At 71.2% G+C, this 13592-nt stretch carries 11 protein-coding genes; 7 read left to right on the forward strand and 4 right to left on the reverse strand.

Features of this window, described 5'->3' with window-relative positions; genetic code table 11:
• Positions 1–31: 31 nt before the first annotated feature.
• Positions 32–718 (reverse strand): HAD family hydrolase, encoded by a 687-nt coding sequence (locus ACQP1P_RS46425; RefSeq protein WP_433081561.1) that lies wholly within the window; start codon positions 716–718, stop codon positions 32–34.
• Positions 719–760: 42 nt separating this feature from the next.
• Here ACQP1P_RS46425 and ACQP1P_RS46430 point away from each other — a divergent pair, with 42 nt between their 5' ends.
• The 3 genes from ACQP1P_RS46430 (at position 761) to ACQP1P_RS46440 (ending at position 5408) form a co-directional block, all read left to right on the forward strand.
• Entirely contained in the window at positions 761–940 is a 180-nt protein-coding gene (locus ACQP1P_RS46430) for a hypothetical protein (protein WP_433081563.1), read from the forward strand.
• Between the two features lie 724 nt (positions 941–1664).
• Entirely contained in the window at positions 1665–4853 is a 3189-nt protein-coding gene (locus tag ACQP1P_RS46435; protein WP_433081565.1) for a S8 family serine peptidase, read from the forward strand.
• A 99-nt stretch (positions 4854–4952) separates the two neighbouring features.
• The gene (locus ACQP1P_RS46440) at positions 4953–5408 is read left to right on the forward strand and encodes a MaoC family dehydratase (protein ID WP_433081567.1); all 456 of its coding nucleotides are present in this window, start codon (positions 4953–4955) and stop codon (positions 5406–5408) included.
• Positions 5409–6098: 690 nt separating this feature from the next.
• On the opposite strand, the gene ACQP1P_RS46445 is transcribed toward ACQP1P_RS46440, so the two are convergent.
• From ACQP1P_RS46445 to fabG, 3 genes are read right to left on the reverse strand one after another with little or no spacing between them, the layout of a single operon-like run.
• The gene (locus tag ACQP1P_RS46445) at positions 6099–7151 is read right to left on the reverse strand and encodes an acyl-CoA dehydrogenase family protein (protein ID WP_433081569.1); all 1053 of its coding nucleotides are present in this window, start codon (positions 7149–7151) and stop codon (positions 6099–6101) included.
• A complete protein-coding gene (locus tag ACQP1P_RS46450; RefSeq protein ID WP_433081571.1) occupies positions 7148–8314 on the reverse strand; it encodes an acyl-CoA dehydrogenase family protein in 1167 nt (388 codons plus the stop codon). Before ACQP1P_RS46450 ends, ACQP1P_RS46445 begins: the two co-directional genes overlap by 4 nt.
• Positions 8315–8323: 9 nt before the next feature.
• Positions 8324–9088, reverse strand: a complete 765-nt coding sequence (gene fabG, locus ACQP1P_RS46455) for a 3-oxoacyl-ACP reductase FabG (RefSeq protein WP_433081573.1) — start codon at positions 9086–9088, stop codon at positions 8324–8326.
• A 162-nt stretch (positions 9089–9250) separates the two neighbouring features.
• Between fabG and ACQP1P_RS46460 the strand changes: the two genes are divergently transcribed.
• From ACQP1P_RS46460 to ACQP1P_RS46475, 4 genes are all read left to right on the forward strand, one after another.
• On the forward strand, positions 9251–10198 hold the full coding sequence (locus ACQP1P_RS46460) for a TolB family protein (protein ID WP_433081575.1): 948 nt from the start codon (positions 9251–9253) through the stop codon (positions 10196–10198).
• 39 nt (positions 10199–10237) lie between these two features.
• Positions 10238–10861: a hypothetical protein gene (locus tag ACQP1P_RS46465; RefSeq protein WP_433081577.1), complete on the forward strand. Its 624-nt coding sequence runs from the start codon at positions 10238–10240 to the stop codon at positions 10859–10861.
• A 4-nt stretch (positions 10862–10865) separates the two neighbouring features.
• On the forward strand, positions 10866–11657 hold the full coding sequence (locus ACQP1P_RS46470) for an endonuclease/exonuclease/phosphatase family protein (protein WP_433081579.1): 792 nt from the start codon (positions 10866–10868) through the stop codon (positions 11655–11657).
• A 159-nt stretch (positions 11658–11816) separates the two neighbouring features.
• Positions 11817–13565 carry a VWA domain-containing protein gene (locus ACQP1P_RS46475; protein ID WP_433081580.1) on the forward strand — a complete coding sequence of 583 codons (1749 nt, stop codon included), beginning with the start codon at positions 11817–11819 and terminating at the stop codon, positions 13563–13565.
• The last annotated feature ends 27 nt before the right edge of the window (positions 13566–13592 follow it).

Genomic DNA, 13592 nt, shown 5'->3' on the forward strand with positions numbered 1-13592 from the left:
TTTATACCCCGACGGCGTGTATGTCGGTTTTCTAGGCTATCGCCATGCGAAACGCGTTCGTCAGGGCCTCGTCGAGATGGTCGAGCAGATCCTGCGGGTCCGCGTAGACGCCCGCCGCGCCGTGGTCGAGCAGCTCCGCCGCGCACAGCCCGCCGCTCGTCAGGCCGATGCACGGGATCGAGAGCTGCCCGGACGCGCGCACGTCCCAGACCGAGTCGCCCACGAACACCGTCTCGTCCGCCGCCAGGCCCGAGCGCTCCAGCGCCACCTGCACGATGTCCGGCGCCGGCTTGCTCTGCTCGGCGTCGTCGGCGCTCGTCACGGCGGCCAGGGACGCGTCGGCGTCGAGGCAGTGCAGCAGCGCGTCGAGTTCGGGACGAGAGGCCGACGTCGCCAGTACCACCTTGAGACCCCGATCCGCGCAGGAGTCCAGCAGCCGTCGCGCCCCCGGCAGCGGCCGCAGCGAGGGCCACAGCGGCGCGTAGAGCGCGGAGTGCGCGGCCCGCATCGCGTCGTCGTCCGACGCGTCGTGGTCGGCCCCGAGCAGCTCGTCGAGGATCTTGTCGGAGCCCATCCCGATCGCACGGTGGATGCGTGCCATGGGCACGTCGTGGTCGTGTTGCCGCAGCGCCTGCCACCAGGCCACGACGTGCAGGTACACGCTGTCGACGAGGGTGCCGTCCACATCAAAGAGCACACCGGTCACGGGTTTGGTCATAGGCGGGGTGATACCCAGCCGGGCGGGGGTATCACTGAATATATGACCGAGCCCGAACGAGCGGTCGACGTCACCGAGCCCTTCCCGGGCTTCGACGCGGACGATCTCGGCGACTTCGCCTCCGAGCACTGCAGCGTCACGCTCGCCGAGGAACTGGCCGGCGGGCCCGAGCACGCCCGGGAGCCGGAGAGTCCGCACGGTCTGGCGGGCATGGACGAGTAAGCACCCGCGAACCCCACCCGTCTCCCACATCGCGCCGCCGACTCTCGGCCCGCTCTCGGGCCGATCCGAGTCGGCGGCTTCGTCATGTCCGACCCATCGCCTCGGGCGGCGGCTTCGTCGCGTCGGCGCCCCCATCGCCTCGGGCGGCGCTTCATCACGTCCGGAGCGCGCCACCCCGGGCGGCGCTTCATCACGTCCGGAGCGCGCCACCCCGGGCGGCGCTTCATCACGTCCGGAGCGCGCCACCCCGGGCGGCGCTTCATCACGTCCGGAGCGCGCCACCCCGGGCTGCGCTTCATCACGTCCGGAGCGCGCCACCCCGGGCTGCGCTTCATCGCGTCCGGAGCGCGCCACCCCGGGCGGCGGCTTCGTCCGCGTCCGGAGCGCGCCGCCTCGGGTGGACGAACGACGCCAATAAATGCAAATACTCCCGGGCAGGAGTAATTCGGACTTACCCTCGTCGTTGCCCTATCCACCTTTCACGATTTGATGCCACTGCGTGACTGCCCCTTTTCCATGCGTGGAAAAGCTGGCATGTTGAGGCATCACTCCACCCGTGAGAGGGGGCACGATGGGCCGACGGAGATGGGTGCACGCCGCAGTGGCGAGCGCACTCCTACCGCCTCTGCTCGTGCTTGTCTCGGCCAGTCCGAGCGAAGCGGCACCAATCCCCGCAGCCAGCCTGAAGGCCGTCGAAAGCCTCAAGCCGGTCAAGCAGACCGAGATGGCCAAGGCACCCACGAGCCGGATGGCCAAGACCGACCCGTCCCTGCTCAACCGCGACGACACCGCCAAGGTGTCCATCGCGGTGAAGCTCGACTACGACTCCACCGCGACCTATTCCGGGGATATTGCCGGATACGCCGCGACGAGTCCTTCCGTAACAGGCAAGGCACTGTCCGGGAACGCCGACGAAAAGCGGTACGAAAACCGAATCGCCGGAATCGAGGACAAGTTCATCGCGGACCTCAAGAAGCAGGTGCCCGACGCCAAGGTCGGACAGCGGCTCCGCACGGTCTACGGCGGCATCGCGCTCACGGTGCCGGCCAACAAGGTCAACACCATCCTGACCATTGACAACGTGGTCGCCGTCCAGGCCGACAAGGCCCAGCAGCCGCAGACCGACTCCTCGCCGAGCTTCATCGGCGCGGACCAGGTCTACCCGCAGCTCGGCGGCGCCCCGAACGCCGGCAAGGGCGTCATCTTCGGCTCGCTGGACAGCGGCATCTGGCCGGAGCACCCGTCCTTCGCCGACAACGGCAACCTGGGCGCCCCTCCGGCCAAGGCCGACGGCACCGCCCGCGCCTGCAACTTCGGCGACAACCCGCTGACCCCGGCGAGCGACCCGTTCGTGTGCAACAACAAGGTCATCGGGGGCCAGGGCTTCCTGGACACGTACAACGCGCTGCAGGAGCCGGAGGTGTACGGGTACACCGCCCGCGACTCCGACGGCCACGGCACGCACACCGCGTCGACGGCCGCCGGTGACCCGGTCGCCTCGGCGAAGATCTTCAACATCGAGCGCGGGCCGATCAACGGCATCGCGCCCGGCGCGTGGGTCTCGGTGTACAAGGTCTGCGGCGCCACCGGCTGCTACCCGACCGACTCGGCCGCCGCGGTCGCCGCGGCGATCAAGGACGGCGTGAAGGTCATCAACTTCTCGATCTCGGGCGGCTCGACGCCGTACACCGACGTCGTGGAGCTGGCGTTCTTCGACGCCTACAAGGCCGGCGTCTTCGTCGCGGCCTCGGCCGGCAACAGCGGCCCCGCGGCGAGCACGTCCGACCACCTGTCGCCGTGGGTGACCACCGTGGCGGCCTCGACCCAGAAGCGCTCGTTCGAGTCGACGCTGACGCTGACGTCCTCGGACGGCACCTCGGCGACGATGACGGGCGTGTCGATCACGGATGGCATCACCGGCCCGCTGCCGGTCGTGATGGCCTCGGCGCCGCCGTACAGCAACGCGCTGTGCACCAATCCGGCGCCGCCCGGGCTGTTCGCCGGCAAGATCGTGGCGTGCCAGCGCGGGCCGAACCGCGTGCTCAAGGGCTTCACGGTCAAGCAGGGCGGCGCGGCCGGCATGATCCTGTTCAACAACCCGAAGGCCGACGCGCTGAGCGACAACCACTGGCTGCCGACGGTGCACCTGGCGGACGGGGCGGCGTTCCTGGCGTACGTCAGCGCCCACCCGAACGTCAAGGCCAGCTTCACCCAGGGCGTGAAGGGCACCGGCACCGGTGACGTGATGGCGAGCTTCTCGTCGCGCGGCCCGGGCGGCAACTTCATCAAGCCCGACATCACCGCGCCCGGCACGCAGATCCTGGCCGGCAACACGCCGACCCCGGACGACGTCGCCGGTGGCCCGCCCGGCGAGTACTTCCAGGCCATCGCCGGCACCTCCATGTCCTCCCCGCACATCGCCGGCTCCGCGATCCTGGAGAAGGCGCTGCACCCGGACTTCACCCCGGGTCAGATCAAGTCGTCGCTGATGACCACGGCGACGACGAAGGTGGTCAAGGAGGACGGGGCCACCCCCGCCGACCCGTTCGACCTCGGCTCGGGCCGCGTCCAGGTCAACCTGGCCGCGAACCCCGGTCTGACGTTCGACGAGACGGCCGACCGGATGTTCGCCCTCGGCAACGACCCGGTCAACGCGGTGCAGATCAACCTGCCGTCGGTGAACGCGCCGGTCATGCCCGGCAAGCTCACCGCCGTTCGCACGGCGAAGAACGTCACGAACAAGACGCTCGTGTACCGCGTCGAGACGACGTCGCCGAAGGGCTCCACGATCACGGCGACGCCGGCGCTGTTCTCGGTCGCGCCGGGCAAGAGCCAGCAGGTCAGCATCACCATCAAGTCCAGCGCGCCGACGGCCCAGTACTTCGGCGAGGTCCGGCTCGTGCCGGTCTCCGGCGGGGTACCGACGCTGCACCTGCCGGTCGCGTTCGTGCCCAAGCAGGGCGACGTGACGGTCACCCAGACCTGCACGCCTCCCGCGATCGGCCTGCTGCAGACCAGCAAGTGCACGGTCACGGCCACCAACAACACCTTCAACGACACCACGGCGGACTTCACCACCACGTCGTCGCTGAACCTCCCGATCGCGGGGGCCAACGGCGCCAAGGTGGTCAACCCGTTCAAGGCGGAGAAGAAGGGCGCGCCCCTCGCCGGGGCGGTTCCCGGAACGCCGTCGCTGACCCCGGGCACCATCGCCGGGTACCTCCCGCTCGACCTGTTCGGGATCACCCCGACACCGATCGGCGACGAGAACCTGACGACGTTCAACGTGCCTGACTACGTCTTCAACGGCGTCACGTACAACGCGGTGACCATCTCGAGCAACGGGTACCTGTACCCGGGCAGCGATGCCAGCAACGAGAACAGCGTCTTCGACCCGAAGCCGATCCCGGACCCGTCCAAGCCCAACAACGTGCTCGCCCCGTTCTGGACCGACATGAACGGCGCCGGTGCTCCCGGCCTCTTCGTGGCGACCCTGACCGACGGCGTCGACACGTGGCTCGTGGTCGAGTGGCGGGTGAACGACTTCGGCACGACGACGGCGCGGCGCTTCCAGGTCTGGATCGGCGTCAACGGCGTGCAGGACATCGTGTTCGCCTACGACCCGGCGACGGTCACCGCGCTGCCCAACGGCCAGAACCTGGCCGTCGGGGCGGAGAACGTCACCGGCACGGGCGGCCAGGGCCTCTACAACACCCTGCCGACCGAGGACCTGCGCGTCGTGAGCACCGACCCGGTGCCGGGCGCGTCGACCTCGTACACCGTGACGGTCTTCGGCCTCATCCCCGGCAACGGCGAGGTCACCACGTCCGTCAGCACCCCGGCCGTGCCGGGCACGACGGTCGTGAAGAGCACCGTCGTGGTGAGCGCCAAGCTCAACCGCATCGGCACCTGATCGCCACTTGAACAAGGCGGCCGGCTCCCTTGCGGGGGCCGGCCGCTTCTTTTTCACAAGCCCTTGCACGACAGCTCGCGCCGTTTCAGGATCGAGTGCATGCGGATCTTTGCGAGCGCGGGCGAACTGCTGGCTTCGGTGGGCGAGCACCTGGGCTACAGCGATTGGCAGGAGATCACGCAGGAGCGGGTCAACCTCTTCGCCGAGGCGACGGGCGACCACCAGTGGATCCACGTGGACCAGGAGCGCGCGGCGGCCGGCCCCTTCGGCACGACGATCGCGCACGGCTTCCTGACGCTGTCGCTGCTGCCGGCCCTGGTGGCGGAGATCTACCGCGTGGACAACGTTCGCATGGGCATCAACTACGGCCTGGACCTGGTGCGCTTCCCCGCTCCGCTGCCGACCGGTTCCCGGGTCCGGGCGGGCCTCGAACTGCTGGTGGCCGACGACAAGGGCGAGGGCTGGATCCAGCTGAAGAACCGCGTGACAATCGAGCGCGAGGGCCACGAGAAGCCGGTGTGCGTGGCCGAGTCTTTGACGCGCCTGCTGATCTGATCCGACCCTCACACCGCGTTGCTCCTATCTTCACAATCGGTGATTCCGGGGCGGTCGGATTTGGTGGCCTCGGGTAGCATCGAGGAATAAGGAAGCGCACGGCCGAGGCTTCATTGCTCCTGGAGTTGCTTTGTCGCCCGGGCCGCGACTCCCAGCCGCACAGCCCGCTCCTGGCCCCGGCCGCCCTCCCGCACGCACGCGCGGGGTTGCTCGACGGCCGTTCAGCGTGGGCGTCCGACGGGGAGGAACCGGCCCGCAGCGCCTTTCCGTCTGTGTCGTGCTTGGTTCTTGGCTCTCGGCCCGGGTTGCGCGTTCGGCCTGCCGGTCCACGCCGCTTGGCGCCGGGCGGCCGCGAGCGGCGCCATGCCGCGAAACGGCATGGCGGGGCGGGCGACGTCACCGCCCTGGTGATCGTCTGACTGGCGCGCGACGCCTTCGGCAGGCACTCGTCGGGGGCGAGGCGACACCTGCCCGCAACTCGGTGCTGCCGTTGGCCTCCTCGGCGGCCCGGCTGGCTGCGCAACGCCGCGACGAGTCGACCGCGACGCGACGCGGCGACCGGTCGGCTCGGCTGGAGCCGAGGGCTGCGTGCGACCGGACGCGAGGTCGTGGTGCAAGATCGTGGTGCGAGATCGGGCCCGGTGCGCCGGAACAGACTGCGCCGGCGCACCAGGGACGAGAAAATACCGATCAGGCGGGAAGATCGACCAGGTCCGCGAGCAGCGCCCGATGCCGCGCCGCCGAGCCGAGCGCGATCGCGTTGGCCCGGGCCCGCTTGAGGTACCAGTGCGCCGGGTGCTCCCAAGTGAACCCGATCCCGCCGTGCAACTGCACGCACTCCTCCGCCGCCTTCACGGCCAGCGGCGAGCAGAACGCCTGCGCCAGCGAGGCCGCGACCGGCAGGTCCGAGTCGTCGTTCGCGAGGCAGTCGGCGGCATAGCGCGCCACCGCCCGAGCCTGCGTCGCCGCCACCCACAGGTCGGCGAGCCGGTGCTTGATCGCCTGGTACGAGCCGATCTGACGCGCGAACTGGCGGCGCGTCTTGGCGTACTCGACCGTCGTGGCCAGGCACCACTCGGCGATCCCGAGCTGCTCCGACGCCAGCAGCGCGGCCCCGGCGAGCAGGGCGCGACCCACCAGCGGGGCCGCGTCCGGGGCCACGAGCCGCGCCGGGGCGCCGTCGAAGGCGAGATCCGCGACGGGGCGGGTCAGGTCCAGCGACACCACCGGCGTCCGGCTCACGTCCGCGGCCTCGGCGGCGAACAGGCCCGCCGCCGTCGGGACCAGGAACACGTCCGCGGTCAGAGCGTCGGCCACCGTCGTCACCGAGCCCGACAGCGCCGCCCCCGAGGCCGCCACCGTCCATGATGGACTGTCCGAGGTGGACAGAGGAACGGCCAGGGTCGCGGTCCGCGCGCCGGTGGCCAGGTCGCGCAGCAGGGGGTCGCCGGACGGCAGGGCCGCCACCGACAGCACCGCGCTGCCCAGGAACGGTACCGGTGCGACGAACCGGCCCAGCTCCTCCATCACCACCGCGGTCTCGCGCCAGGACGCGCCGGCGCCGCCCGCGGACTCCGCCACGGGCAGGCCCGAGCAGCCCAGGTCGGCGGCGAGCGTTCGCCACAGCTTCAGGTCCACGGGCTCCGGGCCCTCGAGCCGCGAATGGTCGACGCGGTCCGACAACAGGGAACGTACCGAAGCGCGGAGCTCCTCCTCCACCTCGCTGTACAGCAGGTCGATCACTTCGGCAGGTCCTTCCACGCGACGTCCTTGTCGGCCCGCTGCTCCTGCGGCAGGCCCAGCACCCGCTCGGCCACGATGTTGCGCAGGATCTCCGACGTCCCGCCCTCGATCGAGTTGCCCTTCGCACGCAGGTACCGGTATCCGGCGGTGCGCCCCGCGAAGTCCACCTGCGTCGGGCGCCGCAGGGTCCACTCGTCGTGGCGCAGGCCCTCCTCGCCGAGCAGGTCCAGCTCCAGCGAGGAGATCTCCTGGTTGAGCCGGGCGAAGACCAGCTTCGACGCCGAGCCCTCCGGCCCAGGCTGGCCGGCCGCGAGCTGCTGGCGCAGGCGCACCCCGGTCAGCCGGGCCGCCTCGGCGTCGACCCACAGGCGCAGCAGCGCGTCGTGCAGTCCGGGCGAGCGGACCTCGGGGCGGGAGCGCCACAGGTCGGTCACGATGCCGATCGTGCCGCCCTCGCGCGGGACCGCCTGGCCGCCGATCGAGACGCGCTCGTTCATGAGCGTCGTCTGGGCCACGGCCCAGCCCTCGCCGACCGCCCCGAGGCGATCGGTGTCGGGGATCCGGACTCCGGTGATGAAGACCTCGTTGAACTCGGCCTCGCCGGTGATCTGGCGCAGCGGCCGTACCTCCACCCCCGGCGCCGTCATGTCCAGCACGAAGTACGTGAGTCCCTGGTGCTTGGGCAGGGCCGGGTCGGTGCGGGCGATGAGGATCGCCCAGCGGGCCTCGTGCGCCATCGACGTCCAGACCTTCTGCCCGTCCACGACCCAGTCGTCGCCGTCGCGGACCGCCCGGGTGGCGAGACCGGCGAGGTCGGAGCCGGCACCTGGCTCGCTGAAGAGCTGGCACCACACCTCCTCGCCGGTCCACAGCGGGCGCAGCCAGCGCCGGCGCTGCTCGTCGGTGCCGTGGCGCAGGATGGTCGGGGCGGCCATGCCGAGCCCGATGCCGATGCGCCGCGGGTTGTTGTCGGGCGCGCCGGCGTCGGCGAACACCTGGTCCACCTCGGGCTGTTCGGCCCGCGGGAGTCCGAGGCCGCCGAGCCCTACCGGGTACTGCACCCACGCCAGCCCCGCATCGAACCGGGCCCGCAGGAACTCCAGCGGGTCCATACCAACGTCATGACCGGCCAGGAACTCCCGGGCGAGGTCCGCTGTGCTCACGTGATCCCCTCAGTTCAGTGGCCCGCCGGCCACGTAGATGACCTGGCCGGACACGAAGCCGGCCCCGTCGCTGACCAGGAACGAGATCGTGTGCGCGACATCGTCGGGGCGCCCGACGCGGCGCACGGGGATCTGCTCCGCGGCCCCCTTCTGGAAGGTCTCGAAGTCGACCTTCATGCGCGCCGCGGTGGCGGCGGTCATGTCGGTGGCGATGAAGCCGGGCGCCACCGCGTTCGCGGTCACCCCGAACGGGCCCAGCTCGATCGCGAGCGTCTTGGTGAAGCCCTGCAGCCCGGCCTTGGCCGCGGAGTAGTTCGCCTGGCCCCGGTTGCCCAGCGCCGAGGACGAGGACAGGTTCACGATCCGGCCGAACTTGGCGGCGGTCATGTGCGCCTGGGCGGCCCGGCTCATGAGGAACGCGCCGCGCAGGTGGACGCCGACGACGGTGTCCCAGTCGCTGTCGGTCATCTTGAACAGCAGGTTGTCGCGGATGACGCCGGCGTTGTTCACCAGCACGACCGGCGGACCGAGCTCGGTGGCGATCCGCTCGACGGCCGCGGCGACCTGGTCGGCGTCGGCGACGTCGGCGCCCACGCCGAGCGCGCGGCCCCCGGCGGCGGTGATCTGCTCGACGGTGTCCTTGCACGCGGTCTCGTCGAGGTCGAGCACGGCGACGGCGTGGCCGTCGGCGGCGAGGCGGACGGCGGTGGCGGCTCCGATGCCGCGGGCCGCGCCGGTCACGATGGCGACGCGGTTGAGGTCAGTAGTGGTCACGACACCGATCCTCGCGCGTGAGACAGGGTCTCGAAAAGTATGCACTACGAGTGCATATTTCTGCCAGCGCCAAAGTTCCGGCTCGGGAACCGTTCAGGTGCGGCCCGGTTGCGCCGATGGTCGTTACGTCACACGGATGAGACAGCACAACGGGGGGCAAGGATGAACGGCAGGACGATCACCAAGGCGCTGACGATCGCGGGTCTGACCGGCGTCGCGGCGCTGCTGAGCGGGACCGCCGCCCATGCCGCCACCGCCTCCACCGCGGGGAAGGCCGTCGCCTACGTCCGCGGCGGGGCCATCTACAGCAGCACCGGCGCGGCCGAGGTCCGGCTCACCGAGGACGGGGTCAACGCCCGCCCGCGGTTCTCCCCGGACGGCACGAAGCTGGCGTACCTGCACGACGGCACGGTCTGGGTGATGGACGCGACCGGCGCGAACAAGCACCAGGTCAGCAAGCGCCCCGCCGGCGGCCCGGCCTGGTCCCCGGACGGCACCCGCATCGCCTTCGCCGCGCTGTCCTGCACCGGCGGCCCGGGCGTGTTCCTGGCCAGCGCGGGCGGCGACGACGAGCCGCTGTTCCCCGCGAGCTGCCGCGACCAGGAGGCCCCGCGGGTCACCGAGTCGACGCCGGCCCCGGCCGCCGGGAACCTGGTCGACCGCCTGCGCACCGACGACGCCGTGGCCTGGTCGCCCGACGGCACCCAGATCGCCTTCCGGGGCGGCGAGTGCGAGAGCATCGCCGACAACTGCCTGAGCATCGGCACCCTGTCGACCGGCCGCGAGCGCGCGATCGACGTGTACGGCGGCGGCGGCAACGGCACCAGCGGCTTCGGCGTGGTCCCGGCCTGGCGCGCCGACGGCCAGAAGGTCGCGTGGACGAGCTACGACGCCGAGGGCACCGCGGTGTCCGTGACCGAGGCGGACACCGACGGCTCGAACCGGCACGTGGTGGGCAAGGCCGACGACCGCGAGATGGTCTACCAGGGCACGGGCACGGGCGTGCTGACCGCCGCGTACAACGGCCACTCCTGGGTCACCGCCGTCGACCTCGCCACCGGCAAGCGCACCCCGCTGCACCAGGGCTCTCAGCCGACCGTCGCCCCGTAATCGGCCGCGAGACACGTACAAAAGGCGCAAAATCGAACGATGAGCCACAGGTCGTTGCCCGTCGTCATCGGTTGCACCGCGGTAATACTGAGCGGCTGCGGCGGCGACAAGGCCCCGGCTCCCCGCCCGAGCGCGGCCGCGGTACAGAAGGATCTCGTCCTGACGGCCGGGGACCTCCCCGACGGCTACGCGACCAGCCCGCCCGACGCCACCCCCGAGGTGAGCGCCGCGAGCAGCTCCAGCATCCCCGGCTGTGACCCGCTGCTCGACCTGTTCCAGACGGGCCCGAGGGACGCGGCCCGGTTCGAGGCCGGCAGTACCGGGCCGTTCCTGGCCGAGAGCCTCGCCGACGGCACACCGATCGCCGACATGGCGGCCAGGTGCGCCACCTTCACGGACACCGACGGCGACGGCGAGACGACGCACGTGAGCGTCGACCCGGTCGGCGACTTTCCCGCCGTCGCGGAGAGCCAGAAAGCCTTCATGATGGAAGCGACGGGTGGTACCGGTGACGACGCCTGGACCACGTCGGGCTATCTGGTCCAGCTCCGGGTCGACGGCCTGACCTGCACCCTCGTCCACTTCGGCCAGCCCGGCGTCGACCGCGCCGAGACCGAGTCGATCGCGAAGGCGGCGGTCGCGAAGATCAAGCGACGACAATGAGGACATGCGGCTCGGCACGTTCAACCTGATGCACGGACGCTCGTTGACCGACGGCCTGGTCGAGACCGGCCGGATCGGCTCGGCGATCGCGGGACTCGACGCCGACGTGCTCGGCCTGCAGGAGGTCGATCGCGCGCAGCCCCGCAGCGGGCACGCGGACCTGGCCCGGATCGCGGCGGAGGCGCTCGGCGCGCGGCACGCGATGTTCGCCCCGGCGGTCGTCGGTACCCCCGGCGAGACGTTCCGCCCCGCCACCGACGCGGATGCCGAAGGGGTCGACCCGCACTACGGCGTGGCCCTGATCAGCCGCTACGAGGTGCTCGACTGGCGGATCACCCGGCTGCCGGCGGCGCCGCTGCGGGCCCCGATCATGCTCCCCGGCCCGGAGCGGATGCGGGTGATGCTGCTCGACGACGAGCCCCGGGTGCTGCTCGCCGCGGTCGCCGCGACCCCGATCGGGCGCGTGACGTTCGCGACCACCCACCTGTCGTTCGTGCCCGGCTGGAACGTGCGCCAGCTGCGGATCGTCCGCCGGGCCCTGCGCACGCTGCCCGCCCCGCGGATCCTGCTCGCGGACCTGAACCTGCCGGGCGTGCTGCCGAGGCTGTTCTCGGGGTGGCATCGGCTGGCCGCGGTACCGACTTATCCCGCCCCGGCCCCGAGGGTCCAGTTCGACCATGTCCTGGCGGATTCGCGGGGCATCGAGCGCCTGGGTCCCGTTGTCGACGTCGCCAGCCCGGCCGCGCCGTTTTCGGACCATCGCCCGCTTGTCGTGACCCTGCGTGGCCGTCCGTAGGCCCCAGCCGACCGGTGACGATTGCGAAGCGTGCTCGTATAACTACGATTCTTCGGCGGCTTGTAGATTGGGCGTTCGTTTGTTGGGATGCGTACCGTCAGTGATTTTCAACCGAAGGTACAAGGCCAACAGAGGCCGCCGGTCCGGAGGATTAGAGCCGTGAAGGGTCGTCACCGCTCAGCGGGGTCGTCGGGCGGAGCGCTCAAGCTGGGCGCCGCCGCCGTCGCCGTGCTCATCGTCCTCGCCGGCAGCTGGTACGCGTTCAACAAGTACTCCAAGCCCGCCTGCGGCAGCACCGCCGCCAAGCTCAGCATCGGCGCGGTCGCCGACATCGCGCCCGCGATCAAGGAGCAGGCCGCCGCGTGGGCCGACCAGGCCAAGGAGAACGGCAACTGCGTCGACATCGAGGTCTTCGACGAGGACCCGGCCGACGTCGCCGCCGCCCTGGCCGGCAAGAACGACAAGTCGCTGACCGGCGTCGGGCAGGCCAACGGCAAGACCCGCGTCCCGGACATCTGGGTCGCCGACTCCTCGCTGTGGCTGCAGCGCCTCCGCGCGGTCAACCCGCAGAGCGTCCAGGCCGGCGCGCACTCGATCGCGCTGAGCCCGGTCGTGCTCGCGATGCCCGAGCCGATCGCCGCGTCCAACTTCGGCTGGCCGAACAAGAACATCACGTACGCCGATCTGCTCACCAAGGTGGCGACCGACCAGAAGGTCAAGGTCGGCATCACCGAGCCGAGCCGCGACGCGACCGGCCTCGGCAGCCTGCTGACCCTCGCCACCGTCGCCCAGCAGGCCGGCGGCGGCAACCAGACCCAGGCCACCCAGATCGCGACCGCCGCGCTGCGGGCGCTGGCCGCCGGGCGCTCCTCGGTGCGCTCCGACCTGGTGCAGAAGTTCCCCCGCGGCAGCGACCCCACGGCGCTGAGCAACGGCCTGACCGTGGCCCCGCTGTCGGAGCAGGCGGTCATCCAGTACAACGGGCTGCAGCCGCCGGTGCGCCTGGCCGCGCTCTACGCCGAGCCGTCGGCCCCGCCGCTGGACTACCCGTACGTCGTGCTCAGCACGGACAAGGCGAGCATGGCCGACGAGCTGCTCAAGCAGCTCAGCACCCAGGACTTCCGCGACAAGCTCGGCGCGATCGGGCTGCGCGGTGCCGACGGCGCGCCCGGCAAGAGCTTCCAGACGCCGGCGAACGCGCCCGGCGCGCTGGCCGCCGCGGCTCCGCAGCTGCCCGACGCCGGCACGGTCGAGCAGCTGCTGGGCCGCTGGCAGGCGATCACCCTGCCGGCCCGGATGCTGGCCGTGCTCGACGTCTCCGGCTCGATGCTGGAGCCGGTGCCGACCGCCGGCGGCGCGACCCGCATGCAGGTGACGCTGGAGGCCGCGCGCAAGGGCATGAGCCTCTTCGACGACTCGTGGTCGCTGGGCGTGTGGATCTTCTCGACGCTGATGGACGGCAACAAGGACTACAAGCAGCTGGTGCCGATCGGGCCGCTGGTGAGCCAGCGGGCGACGCTGCTGCAGGCGCTGGGCACGGTCCAGCCGAAGAAGACCGGCGACACCGGGCTCTACGACACGATCCTCGCCGCGTACAAGACGGTGCAGGCCGGCTACGAGAGCGGCCGGGTCAATTCGATCATCGTCATGACCGACGGCGAGAACGACGATCCCGCCGGCGGGCTGAAGCTCGAGGAGCTCATCGCCCAGCTGAAGGCGTCGGCCGACCCGGCCAAGCCGATCCAGATCATCCTGATCGGCATCGGCGACAAGGTCGGCGAGGCGGCGATGCGCCAGATCACCGACGCGGTCGGCGGCGGCACGTTCGTCGCGCCCGACCCGGCGAAGATCGGCGACATCTTCCTGCAGGCGATCTCGCTGCGGGGCCAGATCGGCCAGACGAAGTAGCGCCGGTCCGCGGAGCCGCGCCGGGGC

This window comes from Dactylosporangium sp. CA-052675 (assembly GCF_050947935.1).
Lineage (GTDB): Bacteria > Actinomycetota > Actinomycetes > Mycobacteriales > Micromonosporaceae > Dactylosporangium.